Origin of the sequence: Pseudomonas sp. W2-17 (assembly GCF_041060445.1) — a bacterium.
Taxonomy (GTDB): Bacteria; Pseudomonadota; Gammaproteobacteria; order Pseudomonadales; family Pseudomonadaceae; genus Aquipseudomonas.
In genome coordinates this window covers 1-18,937 of the sequence record NZ_JAUFNS010000033.1, presented here as the reverse complement: position 1 = coordinate 18,937, position 18,937 = coordinate 1, and the positions used below count along the sequence as shown (strand labels likewise).

The following is an 18,937-nucleotide window of genomic DNA, read 5'->3' as shown; positions in this document are numbered from 1 at the left end:
GCGCCCACTTCGACGAAATCTTACAGAGCCAAGCGCCTCGCTTACAGCGGCCGCTTCTTGTAAACCCGCCACCGCCAGAGAATCAGCAACGCCACCAACGCCGTCAGCAGGCATCCGACTGCGTACAGCTCGTCGTAGCTGAGCAGTGGCTCCTCAACGCGAAGATACCCGGGTTGCGCCAGCAATTGACGCATCGCCTGATTGGCCAGATCCAGACTCACGCCTCGGGTCCTCTTGGCCGGATCCTCAAAGCGGCCGTCATCGTAATCATTCAGCGCCCCCCAGTAATAGTCGGCCAGCGCACTGTTGCCTTGAACCGCCCAGGCCTGCTTGGCAATGGACGCCTGCTGCAGCCGCGCAAAGGTCGCCGGGTCCATGCCTTCCTTGCGCAGCCGCTGGAGCATCGCGCGCACTCCGGCAGTGGCCGAATCGACATCTTCGCGGTTCAAATCGGCATTGAGGCTGAGAAACCCGGTGTCCCCGAACGCTTCGCGATCGGCCCACGGCCCGTAGGAATAACCCTTGTCCAGACGCAGTTCGCTGTACAGCGCCCAGTCCAGATACGCTTTCACCAGATCCCAGGTTTCATCGTGCTGCTCGCCCATGTCTGGCTCGGGGAACAGCAGATGCAGCTTCGCGCCATCGCCCAACGCGCCGCGGATCAACGTGCGCTCAGGGTCGGCCTTTTCGGTCATCGAACGAAGCGGCGGATGTTCCGTTGGATCGACCGCATTGAGCTGGCCGAAAGTGCGCTCCAGGTAGGCAGGCAGCAGTTTGTCGAGGTCGCCCACGATGATCAGCGTCATGTTGTTGGAGGCGTACCAGTTGTCGTGGATATCCTCGATCTGCTCCAGCGTCAGGTGATCGACCTCAGGCCGCTCCGGGCACTTGAGGCCAAGCTCCACGGCAAGCTGGCTGCTGGCGCCGTGGCCCAGATCGCGTTTGTCCAGCCAGCGTTGCAAATGCGGATAATGGCCCCCGTCTTCACGGGCGACGATGCGCTTGGCGGTGTCCAGATTGGCTTGGTTGATTTGCGTGTGGGTCAGCAGATTGAGCAACAGGTCGAGCACCTTGCGCTGATTCTGCGCTGGCGCCTCGATGACAAAGGTGGTGTCGGTATTGCTGGTGAACGCGTTCCACTCGCCGCCCAGCGCCTGCATCTGCTGCTCGAGGCCGCCCTCACCGCTGTTGTCGATCCCGCTGAACAGCAGATGCTCAAGCAAATGCGGCAGTTCTTTGTCTTCGCATTTGAAGTCATCGAAGCCAATGCCTACAACCAGGCGAATGGCGACGTGACCTTTGTCCGCAGGCTTGAGCAGCAACTGCAAACCGTTGGGCAGCACGTAGCCCTCGACCTGAAACCGGTCGAGGGCCATGGAAGAAAGGGATGTCAGAACCAGACAAACGAACAGCAGGCAACGCATAAAAACGGGCTTCCTTGCGGGCCGGTATGTGTAACAGACTTCGCAGAGGCCCCTGCGTTCACCACGATTAATCCGCGTTGCCCTCGCTGGACAAGGCGCCTGTGTCGGTGGTTTCAAGGACCGCGTAGGCGCTGCTGCAGAACAGCGAGTTCAGGCGTTTCATGTCGGAAATCAGCTCGAGGTGCAGAGAACTGGTCTCGATACTCTGCACGATCTTGCGTTGCAGTCTGCTGACATGGGCGTGGGCCAGCCGCCGCTCCTGTGCCCGGAAACGACGTTTCTCGCGCAACAACTGGCGCGCGCTCTCCGGGTCACCGCTGAGGAAGACCGACAGGCCAAGACGCAGATTCGCCATCAGTTGCTCGTGCAGCCCGGAGAGTTCTTCCAGGCCGACGTCGGAAAACGACCGCCGCTGCGAGGTCTTCTGCTGCTGGACCTTGCGCAGCATGCGCTCGATCAGCCCGCTGGCCAGCTCCAGATTGATCGCCAGTTCGATGATCTCGGCCCAGCGGCGATTGTCCTGGTCGCTGAGGTCGTCGCGGGGCATCTGCGCCAGGTACAACTTGATGGCGTTATAGAGCACCTCTACATCGTCGTTGAGCCGACGTACTTCCTGAGTGACCGCCGTCTGGTTGCCCCGCAGCACTTCTTGCATGGCATTGAGCATGCTGTCGATCAGATCACCCATGCGCAAGGTTTCGCGCACCGCGTTTGCCAGCGCCAGGCTCGGCGTGGCCAGTGCGGTCAGGTCCAGATGGCGAGGCTTGGTCTGGCCGTTGATCTCGGCCTGCTGCGGCAGAATCGACGCGCACAGACGCCCCATCGGCCCCACCGTCGGCAGCATGATCAGGCAGCGCAGGGAGTTGTAGATCACATGAAAGCTGATGACCAGGCTCGACGGACTGACATTCAGCGTGTCCATCCATGCCACCAGCGGGGTCAGCACCGGGGTGATCAGCAGCAGGCCGATCAGTTTGTACAGCAGGCTGCCCAGCGCCACTTGCCGACCGGCGACGTTTTGCATGCTGGTGCTGAGGAACGCCAGCAGACCACTGCCGATGTTGGCGCCGATCACCAGACCGATCGCCACCGGCAGGCTGATGATTTCCGCGCCTGCGAGGGTCGCCGTCAGCAGCACGGCCGCAAGGCTTGAGTAGGAAATCAGCGCGAACATGGCGCCGACCAAGGCGTCGAGCAGAAGATCGCCCGTCAGTGACGCGAACAGCACCTTCACCCCGGCCGCCTGGGTGATGGGCGCAGCGGCAGTGACAATCAGCTGCAAAGCGAGAATGATCAGGCCCAGCCCGATGCCGACCCGACCCAATTGGCCGACACGGGTCTGTTTGCGCGACAGAAAGAAGATCACGCCCAGAAAGATCAGCAGCGGCGACAGCCACGACAAGTCGAACGTCAGGATTCGCGACATCACCGCAGTACCGACGTCGGCGCCGAGCATGATGGCCAGCGCAGGTGTCAGCCCCATCAAGCCCTGGCCGACGAAGGACGTCACCAGCATCGCCGTGGCGTTACTGCTCTGCACCAGCGCGGTGACGAGTATCCCCGCGACAAATGCCAGCGGGCGTTTGGACATGTTCTGGCCAATGACTCGGCGCAGCTGCGAGCCGTAGACACGCAGAATGCCGGTCCGAACGATGTGTGTGCCCCAGATCAACAGCGCGACGGCGGATAGCAAATCGAGCAGGGTCAGCATACGGAGAGCCCCCTGTAGGTTGCCCATCGGGCAAAGTTAAAGGTCCAGCGTGTAGCGAGCGAAAGCGCTTGAGGTGTATCGAACAGCGCGCTCAACTAAAGCTTTAGTCGGCCTGCGGCCTTAATGCCAGCATGGCACAGCGGATTATTTCTTGAAACAAATCTGTCATAAATCAGGTGTTTGACAGCTGCACCTTTGCGGCGTGCCAATAAAAAACGGGGCATTCACCGCCCCGTTGTTTTGACGTCTGTGCGGCGGAGGTTATTGACCCGGCACGTCCTTGTGAAGTTTTACAGGGTCCTGCATCGCACGTTTTTTAGCCATCGACGTGCGCATCTTGATGTTGATCGCTTCGACTGCCAGCGAGAACGCCATGGCGAAGTAGACGTAGCCCTTCGGCACATGCACATCGAACGACTCGGCAATCAGCACGGTACCGACGACGATCAGGAACGACAGCGCCAGCATTTTCAGCGACGGGTGCTTCTCGATGAAGTCGCTGATGACGCCCGCGCACAGCATCATGATCAGCACTGCCACGATGATCGCCGCCACCATCACCGGTACGTAGGAGACCATGCCGACGGCGGTGATGACCGAGTCCAGCGAGAATACGATGTCGATGATTGCAATCTGAATGATGGTGTACAGAAACAGGCCGCCCTTGCCTTTCGGCTCGTCCAGCGTCTCTTCTTCGCCTTCCATGCCGTGGTAGATCTCTTGCGAGCTCTTCCACAACAGAAACAGGCCACCGAAAAACAGAATCAGGTCGCGACCCGAAATGCCCTGGCCCCAGACCACGAACAGGTCATCGGTGAGGCGCATGACCCAGGTGATCGACAGCAGCAGCAGAATCCGCGTCACCATCGCCAGCGCCAGGCCGAAGATGCGGGTGCGTGGCTGCATTGCCTTGGGCATGCGGCTGACCAGAATCGAGATCATGATGATGTTGTCGATGCCCAGCACGATTTCCAGGGCGGTCAGCGTGAAGAAAGCAACCCAGATCTCAGGGTTGGTCAGCCATTCCATTACGTATTCCTTTGAGCGTTCGTTTTCCCTCCGGCACGGTTGCGCCAGAGGGAGCGTTGAGTTGCGTTATAGGCTGCTGAAGAACGGGAAGATTCCCATCAGCAGCGCGGCGATCAGAATGCACACGCACACCAGCACGGCCCATTTGAGGGTAAAGCGCTGGTGATCACCGAATTCGATGCCCGCCAGTGCCACCAGCAGATACGTCGACGGCACCAACGGACTCAGCAGGTGGACGGGCTGGCCGACGATCGAGGCACGTGCCATTTCCACCGGGCTGATGCCGTAATGCGAGGCGGCTTCGGCCAGTACCGGCAGCACGCCGTAGTAAAACGCATCGTTGGACATGAAGAAGGTGAACGGCATGCTGACCACAGCAGTGATCACGGCCAGATAAGGGCCCATCGCTTCAGGGATCACGGCCAGCAGGTTCTTCGACATCGCGTCGACCATTCCGGTGCCGGACAGGATACCGGTAAAGATCCCCGCAGCAAAAATCAGTCCGACCACTGCCAGCACGCTGCCGGCGTGGGCCGCAACGCGGTCTTTCTGCGCTTGAAGGCACGGGTAGTTGACGATCATGGCGATGCTGAACGCAATCATGAACAGCACCGGCAGCGGCAACAGGCCCATGATCAGCGCAATCATCAGCACCAGCGTCAGTGCGGCGTTGAACCAGATCAGTTTGGGACGGCGGGCTTCGGGAAACTGCGAAACGCTGATGTCGCTGTGATCGACTTCGTCACCGGGAAGGTGCAGTTCACCCAGGCGCGCGCGCTCACGTTTGCCGTAGAAGTAGGCGATCACCAGAATCGCCACGACGCCCGCCAGCATTGCCGGAATCATGGGGACGAAGATGTCGGATGGATCGACATGCAGGGCGCTCGCCGCACGCGCGGTCGGGCCGCCCCATGGCGTCATGTTCATCACACCGCCGGCCAAGATGATCAGGCCCGCCATGATGCGCGGGCTCATGCCCAAACGGCTGTACAGCGGCAGCATGGCGGCCACGCAGATCATGTACGTCGTGGCGCCATCACCGTCCAGCGAGACAACCAGCGCCAGCACCGCCGTACCGACCGACACTTTGACCGGGTCGCCTTTCACCAGCTTGAGGATCTTGCGCACGGCCGGGTCGAACAGCCCGGAGTCGATCATCAGTGCGAAATAAAGAATGGCGAACATCAGCATCACGCCCGTTGGCGCAAGCTTGGTGATGCCGGCCAGCATCATCGGGCCGATTTCGGAGGCGAAACCACCGAACAGGGCAAAAACAATAGGAACGATGATCAAGGCAATCAGCGCTGACAGGCGCTTGCTCATGATCAGGTACATGAAGGCGACGACCATGGCGAAGCCGAGGAAGGTCAACATAGCAATACTCCAGCGTTACGCGGCGTGGGAACGGACGAGGCGAATCAATCAGCTCAAAACGAGCGGCGCGTGGAGTCGGGGATTACGGAGGGGGTACTGCAGGGCACATGCAAGCATCGGGAATCACCTAATTGTTGTTGTAGATGGGCCGGAGAACGTCAAGCGCGTTCGTCCTGGCCGACCGGTCTTTCGCCGGCGGTGAGGTGATGCTAAACGGGGAAGCTTTCAGCCAGCTTTCGTTGCACTTTTGAAGTTGACGAGCGGGAGTTTGAGTTATCGACCCCAGGATGCGGTCAGACCCCTACATAACCGGGAGAGTGCTCATGAGTGAATTGCATACCGGCGGATGCCATTGCGGCAATCTGCGTTACCAGCTCGACGGCCCTGTGAATAACATTGCCCACTGCCACTGTTCGATTTGTCGCCGCACGTCAGGGGGGATCGTCGTGACGTGGACCAGCGTGCCGGTCGAGGCTTTCAAATGGCTGGCGGGAAGTCCGACCCCCTATGATTCAGGGCCGACGTGCGTCAGGTATTTCTGCAATAACTGTGGGGCGCAGGTCGCGCTGTTCAGCCGCAACAGCCCGGAGACCATGGACGTGACCATCGCTACCCTTGATCACCCGGAGCTGACGCCTGCCGATCGGCACATCTGGACCGACAGCCGCCTGCCTTGGCTGCACCTGGACGAGCATCTGCCGGGTGAGCCTGGGGAAACAGCCTGAATCATTGCGGGCCGTGCAGCTGCGCAACGATCAAGGCAGCTCCAGGCCGCCGGCTGCTTTGTGCAGTGCCCGCAGGTGATCACCGACCTGCTTGAGATTGTCTTCGGTCGCAGCAATTTCGGCAGCGCGGTCGGGGTCCAGCAGCGCCCTCACCTCTTTATCCAGATCGCCGCTGAGCCGCTGCAGTTGTTTCTGCCGCTGGCTGCTCTCGTCTTCCAGCCGCTTCCACTCGCCTTCCTGTGGCAGGCCGTAGCCGCCGCTGCCGAGCAATTCCGCCGGGCGACTCAGGAATCCACTGTTGGCCAGAATGTCCTGCAACGTGCCGGTCGCCTTGGAAACGCCGTTATCCTTCTGCTCAACGGCACTGAGGTATCGCTGCTTGACCTCATCCTGCGCGAGCAATAACTGACGCCGCAGCCCGGCCTGTTCCAGCAGCAGCATCGCCGCGCTGGTGCGCAGATCCGCCTGAGCGAAATACGGGTGCCGCTCTTGGGGCGTCAATGCCAGCCAGTCTTCCACCGTGGTTTGCTTGACGTTGGTGGTCTTGCGCAGCACATCGAACATCGCCTGATACCGGTCGCGGTACGAGTCGAAACGGTAGCCCATGCGCAGCGCTTTCTTTGGATCGTCCAGCACGCTGGTGTCCGCCAGCCCCCTGCCCTTCAGGACTTCCAGCAGCCCGTTGGGCATGATGCTGTCCAGCCCGACAAGCCGCGGATCATTAGTGCCACTGCGCAGCAGCTTCAGGTTTTCCACCGCGCAGTTATTGGACAGGAACCAGTAATCCCCGTCATAGGCCCAGTGCATCTCGGCTGCATGTTGAACCAGACCGTTGATCTCCTCGCGGGACAGTTTCAGCGGGACCGAGGCCAGGCCGCGCAGTTCGGTCTTGGTGTACTCATCAATCACCTGACCCAGGGGCAGGACGAACAGGCGCGACGGATATTTGCCGGTCAAGCCGCTCCAGCTGGACAGCTGCAGATCATTGACGAAGGCGCGATACGACAGCACCAAGTGCTGATCCAGGTCCAGCCGGCAGTCGGGGCCACGCGGGCGACCGGGCTTGCAGATGACCAGCCGCAGCATGCTATGGCCCCAACGGCTCGCCAGATTCTGGTTGGCTTCGGCCAGCAGGTAATCCACCTCATACACCCGCTCGGGATCGAGCTTACCCAGTGGCTCTCGGGCAAAGTCGTTACCGGCGTTGAGATAAGGATAGGACGTCGGACACTGATCCTTCGCCGCTGGCGCCCAGTCGAACCGAGCCTTGTAATAGTCGTACAGCGCCGGACGGCGGCAGGCGTAGGCCGGATCGAGGAGGAAATACTCCATGTTCACCGCGACGAATTCCAGCGGGCTGCTGATTTCGTAGATGTCCGGACTTCGCGCGACCTGGCCGTTGCGCTCTTCCCTGTCACCGCGGCGGCCGACGTACTGCGGCCATCCCGCCAGATCCAGAAGGCGCGGATCATCACTCAGCGTGAAGCGTCTGTCAGTCTGACCCCGGCAGCTGTCACGCAGACCAACCTTGCCCACGCTCTTGCCCTGCCTGGCACACGCGACGATCAGCTTGCGGTCTTCAGGGGACCAGAGCTGCGCGTGATCATAAATATGGGTCAGCTCATGCAGGACCGTGGCGAGCATTTCCTCGCGCACGGTGCCGTGAGGACGGTTGGTTCGTGTCGTTGCGGCGCTGCCGTCAGTTAGGCCTGCGAGCAGGTGCTCATTCAGGTCCAGACGGTAGGGACCGTCTGCACGGCCGTAGGCATTGGACGGCATGTCGTCGGTCCAATGCACTTCCACCTTGCGATCAAGCTTGCTGACGAACAGTGGCGGCAGGTGCGCCATGGCTTCGTCGAGCAATGTCTGGCTGGCCCTTTGTTGCGCAGGACTGAGCCCGTCGGTGTGCAACGACAGGCTGAGGTCGGCGAAGGCGCTCGTGCAAATCAGCGAGAGCGCCGACGTCAGCAGCCAGACAGCGAGGCGTTTCACAGTGCGAGGATGGCCTCGGCGAGGTCCTGATCACTGGCATTACGGGCTTCAGGCAGGCGATCGCGCAGTGTGATGAAGGCTGCGTCGAGCAGTGCGCCATGGATATCGCCGTTGCTGGCGACGTAGCTGGCGGCATCGTCACGGGCTTCAAGCACGAGTTTCCAATTGCGCACGGATGAGGTGGTGTCGGAGGTGAAATCGATGCTGCGGCCGAGGGCGCGAACGACGATATTACTGGTGGCCTTCAGGGTTTGTGCCTGTGCCATATCTGTCAGCAAGAGCAGGCCAAGGGCGGCAGCGATCAACGGGGTACGCATGGAACGTCTCCAAAATACGGAAGTTACAAAAAAAGTGACTATTGGACGAGGATTGCCTGCGCCAGTTCAAGGTCGCTTGCATGAAGTTTTGGGCGGGTTTGACGCAGGTACGCCAGCGCAGACTCCAGCCGTGCTCCTCGCAGTTGGCCGTCACTGGCGACAAACACTGCAGCATCATCCTGGGCGGCAATTATCAACTTGCTATCGAAAGGCCCGGTCGTCACCTGGCTGGTGGCGTAGCCGGTTTTGACCAGGCTTTGTGTGGTCACGTCGAACCCCAGAACCTGAGTGGAAATACTCAAGGTGGCGGCGACGGCAAGCACTAGGCGAGACAACGAATGCATGGCTATTCAGGGCTGTTCAGGTTCTGCGATACGAGTCGCAAGGCTAGCGCAACACCTGGGCCAGAGCTAGTGCAACGACCTGGGCGTGCGCTTGAAAACCTGTCGCGATACTGAATCAGATGGCAAGAATCGCTTGCGCGAGTTGCGCGTCCGACGCCTGTAGGCCAGGTGCAACCTCGCGGATGTGTTGCAAGGCGCCCTGGAGCTTCACGCCACGGATCTCGCCTTCGCTGGCAACGAAGCTTGCTGCGTCGTCGCGGGCGGCCAGGACGATCTTGTCATCATGAAAAGAGGACGAAATTTTTGACGTGGCATTAGAGGAAGCATCTAGCGCACGGACGATGGTGTCGGTAGTGACCACGAAACTGGAAGCCTGGGCTCCGGTGGCAGCAACGATCAGGAAAGCGGCACTCAACAGGCGAACGCGAGACATACAGGCACTCCAACATAACGGGATTCGAAAACCACTGACGCTTAAATCGGAAGCTCAGCGGTAGCTGTCTCGCGAGTGCGTGGTCAAGGTGGCGCAAGATTAGCTTATAAGCGGGCGCGCGAACCATCCCGGCCTTATGCCAGTCGGCGCCATGCGACGCATACCTGCTCAAAACGCCCCAAAACATTGGTCTGTATGGGTGTGTAGTTGTGGAGGTGAAAACTGTACTGTTTAGGCTTGTCGGGCTATATGCTGCGGCCAGTAACGACAAAACCCGTTAGCAGTGACCTGCTGACGGGTTTTGTTTGAACAATTCGGGTTGCTGGCGAGAGGCGCATAGCCTGGGACCAGCAGACGCTAAATTAGCGCCAGAACGGCTTGCTCAGCTCTTCGTAACGCTGGGATTCGCTGATACCGGCGTCAGCCAGCAAGCGTGCATCCAGACGAGCCAGTTGATGGCGGCTGGACAGACGACGCTGCCAGAGCATCAGGTTGGCGAACATGCGCAGCGGCAACGAGGCTTGGGCGGTTTTTGCGGTGTCTTCGTAGAACAGTTCGGAACTGACGGTGCGTTCCATGATGCTTCTTCCTTCCGCTTGTGGCGGGATTAGAGAGTGACTTGATTGGTGACAATATTCCTCTCATTGCCCTTTCCTCTCTAGACACAGTTCATTTGTATTGTGCTGCTCCAGTTAACTGTTAATCACCACTGTTTTGTTCGGAAGTGGGGCAACTGTACGGGTCTGCACCAGAAGTGTGCCTTTTGGATGGTTATGCCAGTCATTCCCTGTTTGACCTACGCGAAATCACCCGTACAGCAGTACAGTTTTTGCCGGATTTGCGTTCAGTCGACGAACTGTGACGACGAAAGGTCGTCGCCGCTGACAAATTGTGTTTTCAGATCGCCAACATGCGGCCGGTTTCTTCCAGGTTTAGGTGCCAACTGAGTGCATCCCGCAGCACATGGGGTGTGTGACCGCCAATTGCGCAGGCGCGGCGGAAGTAGTCATTCAACGCCTCGCGATAGGCCGGATGCACGCAGTTGTCGATGATGACCCTGGCGCGTTCACGGGGTGCCAGGCCTCGAAGGTCCGCCAGTCCGATCTCTGTCACCAGGATGTCCACGTCGTGTTCGGTATGGTCCACATGGCTGACCATTGGCACGACGCTTGAGATCGCACCGGCCTTGGCAATGGATTTGGTCACGAAAATGGCGAGATGGGCGTTACGCGCAAAATCCCCCGAACCGCCTATCCCGTTCATCATCCGTGTGCCACCCACGTGAGTGGAGTTGACGTTCCCATACAGGTCAAACTCCAGGGCGGTGTTAATGCCAATGATGCCCAGGCGGCGAACGACCTCCGGATGGTTTGAGATTTCCTGGGGCCGCAATAACAGTCTGGATCTGTACTGCTCGAGATTGTCATAGACCGCAGAGTGCTTGCGCGCGGACAGCGTCATGGAACAGCCCGAGGCAAAATCCAGCTTGCCCGCCTCGAACAGATCGAATGTCGAGTCTTGCAGCACTTCCGAATACATGGTCATGCCGTGAAAGGGTGAATCGATCAGCCCTGTCATGACGGCATTGGCGATCGTGCCTACCCCCGCCTGCAGCGGCATGAGCTGATTGGTCAGGCGGTTCAGCCGCACTTCGTTCTTGAAGAACTCGACCAGATGCCCTGCGATGGCTTGGGTGTCGGTGTCTGCCGGCAATACCGTCGACGGCGAGTCGGGTTGATTGCTGATCACGATGCCGACAATTTTGGCCGGATCTATCTTCACGGCTTGGCTGCCGATTCGGGTATCGGTTTTGAGCACCGGGATCGGCAGGCGCGTTGGCCGGTAAGTGGGTATATAGATGTCGTGCAGCCCCTCGAGCTCCAAGGGTTGGGCGAGGTTGATCTCGATGATCACGTGTTCGGCAAGAATGGCGAAGCTCGCCGAGTTGCCAACTGACGTGCTGAGCACCAGGTGGCCTTCTTCGGTGATCGCCACACATTCAATCACGGCAATATCCACGGCCTTGATCTGGCGATTGCGCAGTTGCTCGACGGTGTCCGACAGATGCTGGTCAATGAACATAACGGTGCCGTCATTGATGGCCTTGCGCAGGGTGCTGTCGACCTGAAACGGCATGCGGCGGGAGAGCACGCCGGCTTCGGTCAGCTGCTTGTCCAGATCGTTGCCCAGGCTGGCGCCCGTCATCAGGCTGATCTTCAGCGGAACAGTCTTGGCGCGTTCGGCCAGCGCCTGGGGCACGGCCTTGGCTTCGCCGGCGCGGGTGAAGCCGCTCATACCGACGGTCATGCCGTCCTTGATCAAGGAAGCGGCGTCGGCCGCGCTCATTATCTTGCTCATCTGCGAGGGCAGACGGATTCGTTCACGGTGCATGTTGTTTAATCTCATGACAAAGATGCGTGAGCGAAGTCTAGAGATTTGAGGTGTGTTCGTCCCGCTACCAAGGTCGCACTAAAGGCTCTAATTAGCGCCTCTGCGCGAGAAACACTTTTACCCGGGCTGTAAAAAATCCTCGGCCATGACCTGCGCCGAGGGTTGTTTTATCGCGAGTTGCAGCGATTATTCGATCGCTTTGACCATGTCCTCGATGACCTTTTTGGCGTCACCAAAGACCATCATGGTTTTGTCCAGATAGAACAGTTCGTTATCCAGGCCCGCGTAGCCGCTGGCCATGGAGCGCTTGTTGACGATGATGGTCTTGGCCTTGTACGCCTCGAGAATCGGCATGCCGGCAATTGGCGACTTGGGATCATTCTTGGCCGCCGGATTGACCACATCGTTGGCGCCAAGCACCAGGACGACGTCCGCCTGGCCGAACTCGGAGTTGATGTCCTCCATCTCGAACACCTGATCGTAAGGCACCTCGGCCTCCGCCAGCAGGACGTTCATGTGCCCCGGCATCCGGCCGGCCACCGGGTGGATCGCGTACTTCACAGTGACGCCCGCGTGGGTCAGCTTTTCGGTCAGCTCTTTCAGCGCGTGCTGCGCTCGAGCGACCGCCAGTCCGTAGCCCGGAACGATGATCACAGTGTCAGCGTTGGTCAGCAGGAAGGTGGCATCGTCAGCCGATCCGGATTTGACCGGACGGGCTTCCTTGGTGCCGCTCGCTGCACCGGTATCCACAGCGCCACCGAAGCCGCCGCCGATCACGTTGAAGAACGAGCGGTTCATCGCCTTGCACATGATGTACGACAGAATCGCGCCGGATGAGCCGACCAGAGAGCCGGCGATGATCAGCATCGAGTTGTTCAGCGAGAAGCCAATACCCGCCGCGGCCCAGCCTGAGTAACTGTTGAGCATCGACACAACAACCGGCATGTCTGCGCCACCAATGGGGATAATCAGCAGCACGCCAATCACGAACGCGAGAATCAGCATGATGGTGAACGCGAACAGGCTACCCGTCAGCATGAACGTGATGCCGAACAGCAGCGTCGCCAGACCCAGAATCAGATTGAGTTTGTGCTGACCGGCAAACTGCACCGGTGCGCCCTGGAACAGGCGGAACTTGTACTTGCCCGACAATTTGCCGAAGGCAATGACCGAACCGGAGAACGTGATCGCCCCGATCGCTGCGCCCAGGAACAACTCCAGACGGTTGCCCGCAGGAATCGGATCGCCCAAGTGGTGAACGATGCCCAGCGACTGTGGCTCGACCACTGCAGCGATGGCGATGAACACGGCGGCCAGACCAATCATGCTGTGCATGAAGGCGACCAATTCCGGCATCTTGGTCATCTCGACGCGCTTCGCCATGATCGAACCGGCAGTACCGCCGACCAGCAGACCGATAAGGATGTAGCCAATGCCTGCGCTGGCACCGTCGGTAGATAGCGCAGCCAGTTTGAACACCAGTCCTATCGTCGTCAGAACAGCCAGGCCCATGCCGAGCATGCCGAACAGGTTGCCTCGACGCGATGTGGTCGGGTGAGACAAGCCCTTCAGCGCCTGGATGAAGCAGATGGCCGAGACGAGGTACAGCAATGTGACGAGGTTCATGCTCATTACTTGGCCACCTCGTCTTTAACCTTGGGCGCTTTCTTTTTGAACATCTCCAGCATCCGCCGGGTGACCAGAAAACCGCCGAAGACGTTAACGGCCGCCAGCGCGACGGCGAGGGTGCCCATGGTTTTGCCCAGTGGCGTTACTGTCAGCGCGGCGGCAAGCATTGCGCCAACGATGACGATGGCTGAGATAGCGTTCGTGACTGCCATCAGTGGCGTGTGCAGCGCAGGCGTCACGTTCCAGACCACGTGGTAACCGACGTAAATGGCCAGTACGAAAATGATCAGGTTGTAGATACCGGGTGAGATGAACTCTTCCATTATTTTTATCCTCAGCCGTTCTTGCGGATGACTTGGCCATCGCGGCACATAAGGCACGCGGCAACGATGTCGTCTTCGAGGTTGATCTGGAACTGGCCTTCGGGGGTGAAGAGCAGCTTCATGAAGTCCAGCAGGTTGCGGGCATAAAGAGCAGACGCATCCGCCGCGACCATGGCGGGGAGATTCGTGTGGCCGACGATGGTCACGCCGTGCTCGACCACCACTTGATCGGCTACCGTCAGAGGGCAGTTGCCGCCCTGGGCTGCAGCCAGATCGATCACCACCGAGCCGGGCCTCATCTGCGCGACTGTTTCGGCGCTCAACAGCACCGGTGCCCTGCGACCGGGGATGAGCGCCGTGGTAATCACGATGTCCGCCTGCCTGGCGCGCTCATGAACGGCCACAGCCTGACGCTGCATCCAGCTGGCCGGCATCGGGCGGGCGTAACCGCCGACGCCCACGGCAGCTTCGCGCTCCTCGTCAGTCTCGTAGGGCACGTCAACGAACTTGGCCCCTAGCGACTCGATCTGCTCCTTCACCGCCGGACGTACGTCCGAGGCCTCAATGACCGCACCCAGACGTTTGGCAGTGGCGATGGCCTGCAGCCCCGCAACCCCCGCGCCGAGAATCAGCACGCGCGCTGCTTTCACCGTACCGGCCGCAGTCATCAGCATGGGCATAAAGCGCGGATAGTGATGCGCCGCCAGCAGCACAGCCTTATAGCCAGCGATGTTGGCCTGGGAAGACAGCACGTCGAGGCTTTGCGCGCGAGAGGTACGTGGCGCGGCTTCGAGGGCAAAAGCGGTGATACCGCGTTCAGCCAGCTTGGCGATCATGTCGTTGTTGAAAGGGTTGAGCATCCCGACCACCACTGCGCCGCTTTTGATTAGCGGCAACTCGGCATCGCCGGGAGCGGAGACCTTGAGGATGAGTTCAGCGCCGAACGCATCGGCGGTGCTGCCGATCAATGCACCTGCCGCCTCATAAGCACTGTCGGTCACGCTCGCCGCAATGCCCGCGCCGTTCTGCACAGTTACGGTGTGGCCTTGGGCGATGAGCTTTTTGATGGTTTCGGGAGTGGCGGCGACCCGGGTTTCACCAGGCTGGGTTTCGAGGGGGACTCCAATGTGCACGTCAAATCTCCTGCGTGATCTTATTGTCTTAATTAGGCCAGCGCGCTACGGCCCGAGGGCTGGGATTGCGATCACTACGCCCGTTAAAACAGCCGGGCGCGGCATTTTGCAGGGGATGCCAGAGGCCTTCAAGGGTTTCTGTAACTGAACGAAAAATGTACTACAAGTCACCCTATGACCGATTGACGCACATAACTGATTAAGCCATTGATAAGAATGCCATTTTCATGGTTATGGGTTCTACGAAGCGTGTTAAAGCAAAATTTCCAAAATGAGTCGGAACCAGGCTGCAGAGCGCTATTTGTATGACTATTGGGATAGCGCGAGCAGAAAGAAGCGTATGTCGCAAATGCGACAAATCGAGATATATGTAGTTTTTAGGATCTTCGTACTACACGGAAACGTGCGGGTTGTGGATAGGCATTCAGGGCAGGGAGTAGGTCTTGGCCTGCTGAATCAGCCAGTCGCGAAACGCCTTCAGCGACGCTGATTCCGTTTTGCGCTCCGGAATCATCAAGTAATACGCCTTTGAGCTTGAGAGCTGGTGAGGGTTGGCAATCACCAGGCGCTTTTCGGCCAGTTCATGCTGAATAAGAAATGGTGGTATGAGCGCCACACCCATGTCGTGCATGGCTGCCTGCGCGAGCATGGAGAATAGCTCGTATCGGGGACCTGTCATGTCGCGGGCCACGCCCATGTCCAGCGAGTTGAACCACTGCCGCCAGGCGTAGGGCCGAGTGGTTTGCTGGAGCAGCGGCATCTCGGCCAGCTCTTGAGCGCTGATGCTGTTCCGTGCCCCAAGCAGTGCCGGACTGCAGACCGGCATGGGATTTTCGCCCATCAGTCTGTGCGACTCGGTACCGGACCAATCGGCATCACCAAAGTAGATCGCTGCGTCGAATTCGGTATCGGCAAACAAAAACGGTCGCGTGCGGTTGGTCAGGTTGATAGTGACGTCAGGGTGGTTCTTCTGAAAATCCTTTAGGCGTGGCAGTAACCATTGCGTGCCAAAGGTGGGCACTACCGCCAGTTCGATCACATTGACGCCCTGATGACCCATCACTGACAACGTGTCGCGTTCAACAGCGTCAAGTTGCGTTGCGATGCGCCGGCTGTAGGAAAGGCCAGCCTCAGTGAGCTTCACACCCCGTCGCGAACGTCGGAACAGGCCGACATTCAAGAACTCTTCCAGGCTCGCGACCTGACGGCAGATCGCGCTCTGGGTCAGAGAAAGCTCCTCAGCCGCCTTGGTGAAGCTCTCGTGCCGCGCGGCTGCCTCGAAGCTCACCAGCGCAGCGGTGCTTGGGATTTTACGACGCATGTACCTTTGCCTCACTCACATCGACAGCCCGGTGGCACCAGCCGTGTCTCGGAGTGAGAAACTAGCACAGGATGATGCGAAATCGTCGTTTGCTCGATCCAGGGTTCAGGCCTAGGCTCGCTTCATTACTTCTCCGGCAGGTCCGGAAGCGCATTTGGTGAGGAGAGAGTCATGAGCGGCAAGGCAAGTTTCAGTTGGATCGACCCCCTGTTGCTGGACCAGCAACTCACCGAAGAAGAGCGCATGGTTCGCGACAGCGCCGAGCAGTTCGCCCGGGACAAGCTGGCGCCGCGTGTGCTTGAAGCCTTCCGCCACGAAAAGACAGATCCCGCGATTTTCCGCGAGATGGGTGAGATAGGTCTTCTCGGCGCGACGATTCCTGAGCAATACGGCGGCAGCGGCCTGAACTATGTGTGTTACGGCTTGATCGCCCGCGAGGTCGAGCGCGTCGATTCCGGTTATCGTTCGATGATGAGCGTGCAGTCCTCCCTGGTCATGGTGCCTATCAACGAATTTGGTACCGAAGCGCAAAAGCAGAAATACCTGCCAAAGCTTGCGTCCGGTGAATGGATTGGTTGCTTCGGCCTTACCGAGCCCAATCATGGTTCGGATCCGGGCGCGATGATCACCCGTGCGCGAAGCGTCGAAGGCGGCTACCGTCTGACCGGAAGCAAAATGTGGATCACCAACAGCCCAATTGCCGATGTCTTTGTTGTCTGGGGCAAAGATGACGCTGGCGATATCCGCGGCTTCGTACTGGAGAAAGGCTGGCAAGGCCTGACTGCTCCGGCGATTCACGGCAAGGTCGGCCTGCGCGCTTCGATCACTGGCGAGATCGTGATGGACAACGTGTTTGTGCCGGAAGAGAACATCTTCCCGGACGTCCGTGGTCTCAAAGGTCCGTTCACGTGCCTGAACTCCGCCCGCTATGGCATTTCCTGGGGCGCCTTGGGTGCTGCCGAGTTTTGCTGGCACACCGCGCGTCAATACACGCTGGACCGTCAACAGTTCGGCCGGCCGCTTGCTGCTAATCAGTTGATCCAGAAAAAGCTCGCTGACATGCAGACCGAGATCACGCTGGCGCTTCAAGGCTGCCTGCGCCTTGGCCGGATGAAGGACGAGGGCACCGCGGCGGTCGAGATCACTTCCATCATGAAGCGCAACTCCTGTGGCAAGTCGCTGGACATCGCGCGTATGGCGCGTGACATGCTGGGTGGCAACGGCATCTCTGATGAGTTCGGTATCGCAAGGCATCTGGTCAACCTGGAAGTGGTCAATACCTACGAAGGTACTCATGACGTCCATGCGCTTATCCTGGGTCGCGCGCAAACCGGCATTCAGGCCTTCTATTAAGGAGCCTGCAATGGGCGCGTTATCGCATTTGCGTGTGCTGGACCTGTCCAGGGTCCTCGCCGGCCCTTGGGCAGGGCAGATTCTGGCTGACCTCGGTGCCGAGGTGATCAAGATCGAGCGCCCGGGTAACGGCGACGACACGCGCGCGTGGGGGCCGCCCTTCCTGAAGGATCCGCGCGGAGAAAACACGTCTGAAGCTGCGTACTACCTGTCAGCCAACCGCAACAAACAGTCCGTCACCATCGACTTCACCCAACCCGAAGGCCAGAAGCTGGTCCGCGAACTGGCGGCGAAGTCCGATATCGTCATCGAGAACTTTAAGGTTGGCGGGCTGAAGGCCTACGGTTTGGATTACGAATCGCTGCAGCTGGAGAACCCCAGGCTCATCTATTGCTCCATTACCGGGTTCGGTCAGACGGGACCCTACGCCAAGCGAGCAGGTTACGACTTCATGATCCAGGGGCTCGGTGGGCTAATGAGCCTTACCGGTCGTCCCGAGGGGGAGGATGGCGCGGGACCGGTGAAGGTCGGCGTGGCGCTGACGGATATTCTGACGGGGCTGTATTCGACTTCTGCGATTCTTGCTGCTCTGGCGCATCGGGATCAGGGAGGACCTGGTCAGCACATCGACATGGCGTTGCTGGATGTGCAGGTCGCCTGTCTGGCAAATCAGGCAATGAATTACCTGACGACGGGCGTATCGCCAAGGCGACTGGGTAATGCTCACCCGAATATCGTGCCCTACCAGGATTTTCCCACCGCCGATGGCGATTTCATTCTCACGGTGGGGAACGACAACCAGTTCCGCAAATTCGCGGAAGTGGCCGGGCAGCCGCAGTGGGCCAGCGATCCTCGGTTTGCGAGTAATAAGCAGCGCGTGGCGCATCGTGCCGAGCTGATCCCGCTGATCCGGCAGGCCACCGTCTTCAAGACCACGGCCGAATGGGTCGCGGCGTTGGAGGGGGCCGGCGTTCCGTGTGGGCCTATCAATGATGTCGCCCAGGTATTCGCAGACCCACAGGTGCAGTTCCGCGGTTTGCAGGTGGATTTACCACATGCATTGGGCGGTACTGTCCCTCAGATCGCCAGTCCCATCCGCTTGTCAGCGACGCCTGTTGAATACCGGCGAGGGCCGCCGTTGTTGGGGGAACACACACTGGAGGTTCTTACCGGTGTATTGGGCTTATCAGGCGCCGAGGTGATGATGCTGCGTGAGGCGGGTGTACTTTGAAGGCTGATGCTTTTTCAGGTGTGCATAGCCAGGGTCTATATAAACAGAAGCAACTACAGGATTTCCTTAAAGTTTTACCTTTTTCACTGAAAGTTTAAATAAGTGCTTGACGCCCCTCTGGATCTGTCTATAATTCGCCCCACTTCCGGCGCAGACGAAACGGAAAACTCCTTGATAATCAACGAGTTGGACGAAGTAAGCAGCGAG

Annotated in this window: 17 protein-coding genes; 3 read left to right on the top strand and 14 right to left on the bottom strand. The window is 59.3% G+C overall.

Going from position 1 to position 18,937, the window contains the following annotated elements; genetic code table 11:
• Positions 1 to 41: 41 nt before the first annotated feature.
• The 4 genes from QWI20_RS25715 to QWI20_RS25700 form a co-directional block, all read right to left on the bottom strand.
• Positions 42 to 1,424 carry a M16 family metallopeptidase gene (locus QWI20_RS25715; protein ID WP_369307802.1) on the bottom strand — a complete coding sequence of 461 codons (1,383 nt, stop codon included), beginning with the start codon at positions 1,422 to 1,424 and terminating at the stop codon, positions 42 to 44.
• A 67-nt stretch (positions 1,425 to 1,491) separates the two neighbouring features.
• The gene (locus QWI20_RS25710; RefSeq protein WP_192174461.1) at positions 1,492 to 3,135 is read right to left on the bottom strand and encodes a Na/Pi cotransporter family protein; all 1,644 of its coding nucleotides are present in this window, start codon (positions 3,133 to 3,135) and stop codon (positions 1,492 to 1,494) included.
• 261 nt (positions 3,136 to 3,396) lie between these two features.
• The gene (locus tag QWI20_RS25705; protein ID WP_369307801.1) at positions 3,397 to 4,164 is read right to left on the bottom strand and encodes a TerC family protein; all 768 of its coding nucleotides are present in this window, start codon (positions 4,162 to 4,164) and stop codon (positions 3,397 to 3,399) included.
• 66 nt (positions 4,165 to 4,230) lie between these two features.
• Complete coding sequence (locus QWI20_RS25700; RefSeq protein WP_369307800.1) at positions 4,231 to 5,538, bottom strand: CitMHS family transporter; 1,308 nt, start codon at positions 5,536 to 5,538, stop codon at positions 4,231 to 4,233.
• A 323-nt stretch (positions 5,539 to 5,861) separates the two neighbouring features.
• Between QWI20_RS25700 and QWI20_RS25695 the strand changes: the two genes are divergently transcribed.
• Positions 5,862 to 6,263, top strand: a complete 402-nt coding sequence (locus QWI20_RS25695; RefSeq protein WP_369307799.1) for a GFA family protein — start codon at positions 5,862 to 5,864, stop codon at positions 6,261 to 6,263.
• Between the two features lie 30 nt (positions 6,264 to 6,293).
• Here the strand turns inward: QWI20_RS25695 and QWI20_RS25690 are convergent, their stop codons facing one another.
• The 10 genes from QWI20_RS25690 to QWI20_RS25645 form a co-directional block, all read right to left on the bottom strand.
• A complete protein-coding gene (locus QWI20_RS25690) occupies positions 6,294 to 8,255 on the bottom strand; it encodes a DUF4105 domain-containing protein (RefSeq protein WP_369307798.1) in 1,962 nt (653 codons plus the stop codon).
• On the bottom strand, positions 8,252 to 8,572 hold the full coding sequence (locus QWI20_RS25685; RefSeq protein ID WP_037017155.1) for a DUF2388 domain-containing protein: 321 nt from the start codon (positions 8,570 to 8,572) through the stop codon (positions 8,252 to 8,254). Before QWI20_RS25685 ends, QWI20_RS25690 begins: the two co-directional genes overlap by 4 nt.
• A gap of 38 nt (positions 8,573 to 8,610) precedes the next feature.
• Entirely contained in the window at positions 8,611 to 8,916 is a 306-nt protein-coding gene (locus tag QWI20_RS25680) for a DUF2388 domain-containing protein (RefSeq protein WP_369307797.1), read from the bottom strand.
• A gap of 115 nt (positions 8,917 to 9,031) precedes the next feature.
• Positions 9,032 to 9,349: a DUF2388 domain-containing protein gene (locus tag QWI20_RS25675; protein ID WP_133774179.1), complete on the bottom strand. Its 318-nt coding sequence runs from the start codon at positions 9,347 to 9,349 to the stop codon at positions 9,032 to 9,034.
• A 362-nt stretch (positions 9,350 to 9,711) separates the two neighbouring features.
• On the bottom strand, positions 9,712 to 9,927 hold the full coding sequence (locus tag QWI20_RS25670) for a DUF1127 domain-containing protein (RefSeq protein WP_093466716.1): 216 nt from the start codon (positions 9,925 to 9,927) through the stop codon (positions 9,712 to 9,714).
• 319 nt (positions 9,928 to 10,246) lie between these two features.
• Positions 10,247 to 11,740, bottom strand: a complete 1,494-nt coding sequence (locus QWI20_RS25665) for an acetyl-CoA hydrolase/transferase family protein (RefSeq protein WP_369307796.1) — start codon at positions 11,738 to 11,740, stop codon at positions 10,247 to 10,249.
• A 186-nt stretch (positions 11,741 to 11,926) separates the two neighbouring features.
• Positions 11,927 to 13,372: an NAD(P)(+) transhydrogenase (Re/Si-specific) subunit beta gene (locus QWI20_RS25660; protein ID WP_369307795.1), complete on the bottom strand. Its 1,446-nt coding sequence runs from the start codon at positions 13,370 to 13,372 to the stop codon at positions 11,927 to 11,929.
• Positions 13,372 to 13,692 (bottom strand): NAD(P) transhydrogenase subunit alpha, encoded by a 321-nt coding sequence (locus QWI20_RS25655; protein ID WP_074892477.1) that lies wholly within the window; start codon positions 13,690 to 13,692, stop codon positions 13,372 to 13,374. Before QWI20_RS25655 ends, QWI20_RS25660 begins: the two co-directional genes overlap by 1 nt.
• An 11-nt stretch (positions 13,693 to 13,703) precedes the next feature.
• On the bottom strand, positions 13,704 to 14,825 hold the full coding sequence (locus tag QWI20_RS25650; protein WP_369307794.1) for a Re/Si-specific NAD(P)(+) transhydrogenase subunit alpha: 1,122 nt from the start codon (positions 14,823 to 14,825) through the stop codon (positions 13,704 to 13,706).
• A 424-nt stretch (positions 14,826 to 15,249) separates the two neighbouring features.
• A complete protein-coding gene (locus tag QWI20_RS25645; protein WP_369307793.1) occupies positions 15,250 to 16,146 on the bottom strand; it encodes a LysR family transcriptional regulator in 897 nt (298 codons plus the stop codon).
• Between the two features lie 171 nt (positions 16,147 to 16,317).
• On the opposite strand from QWI20_RS25645, the gene QWI20_RS25640 reads away from it, so the two are divergent.
• Both QWI20_RS25640 and QWI20_RS25635 read left to right on the top strand, forming a co-directional pair.
• Entirely contained in the window at positions 16,318 to 17,499 is a 1,182-nt protein-coding gene (locus tag QWI20_RS25640) for an acyl-CoA dehydrogenase (RefSeq protein WP_122534346.1), read from the top strand.
• A gap of 10 nt (positions 17,500 to 17,509) precedes the next feature.
• Entirely contained in the window at positions 17,510 to 18,730 is a 1,221-nt protein-coding gene (locus QWI20_RS25635; protein ID WP_369307791.1) for a CaiB/BaiF CoA transferase family protein, read from the top strand.
• Positions 18,731 to 18,937 lie beyond the last annotated feature (207 nt).

What these genes read in the sequence shown, in the direction of transcription:
- QWI20_RS25670 (WP_093466716.1), bottom strand. Translation starts at nt 9,927, where the DNA reads ATGGAACGCACCGTCAGTTCCGAACTGTTCTACGAAGACACCGCAAAA.
- QWI20_RS25695 (WP_369307799.1), top strand. Translation starts at nt 5,862, where the DNA reads ATGAGTGAATTGCATACCGGCGGATGCCATTGCGGCAATCTGCGTTAC.
- QWI20_RS25640 (WP_122534346.1), top strand. Translation starts at nt 16,318, where the DNA reads ATGAGCGGCAAGGCAAGTTTCAGTTGGATCGACCCCCTGTTGCTGGAC.
- QWI20_RS25665 (WP_369307796.1), bottom strand. Translation starts at nt 11,740, where the DNA reads ATGCACCGTGAACGAATCCGTCTGCCCTCGCAGATGAGCAAGATAATG.
- QWI20_RS25700 (WP_369307800.1), bottom strand. Translation starts at nt 5,538, where the DNA reads ATGTTGACCTTCCTCGGCTTCGCCATGGTCGTCGCCTTCATGTACCTG.
- QWI20_RS25710 (WP_192174461.1), bottom strand. Translation starts at nt 3,135, where the DNA reads ATGCTGACCCTGCTCGATTTGCTATCCGCCGTCGCGCTGTTGATCTGG.
- QWI20_RS25705 (WP_369307801.1), bottom strand. Translation starts at nt 4,164, where the DNA reads ATGGAATGGCTGACCAACCCTGAGATCTGGGTTGCTTTCTTCACGCTG.
- QWI20_RS25675 (WP_133774179.1), bottom strand. Translation starts at nt 9,349, where the DNA reads ATGTCTCGCGTTCGCCTGTTGAGTGCCGCTTTCCTGATCGTTGCTGCC.
- QWI20_RS25680 (WP_369307797.1), bottom strand. Translation starts at nt 8,916, where the DNA reads ATGCATTCGTTGTCTCGCCTAGTGCTTGCCGTCGCCGCCACCTTGAGT.
- QWI20_RS25715 (WP_369307802.1), bottom strand. Translation starts at nt 1,424, where the DNA reads ATGCGTTGCCTGCTGTTCGTTTGTCTGGTTCTGACATCCCTTTCTTCC.
- QWI20_RS25655 (WP_074892477.1), bottom strand. Translation starts at nt 13,692, where the DNA reads ATGGAAGAGTTCATCTCACCCGGTATCTACAACCTGATCATTTTCGTA.
- QWI20_RS25635 (WP_369307791.1), top strand. Translation starts at nt 17,510, where the DNA reads ATGGGCGCGTTATCGCATTTGCGTGTGCTGGACCTGTCCAGGGTCCTC.
- QWI20_RS25685 (WP_037017155.1), bottom strand. Translation starts at nt 8,572, where the DNA reads ATGCGTACCCCGTTGATCGCTGCCGCCCTTGGCCTGCTCTTGCTGACA.
- QWI20_RS25645 (WP_369307793.1), bottom strand. Translation starts at nt 16,146, where the DNA reads ATGCGTCGTAAAATCCCAAGCACCGCTGCGCTGGTGAGCTTCGAGGCA.
- QWI20_RS25660 (WP_369307795.1), bottom strand. Translation starts at nt 13,372, where the DNA reads ATGAGCATGAACCTCGTCACATTGCTGTACCTCGTCTCGGCCATCTGC.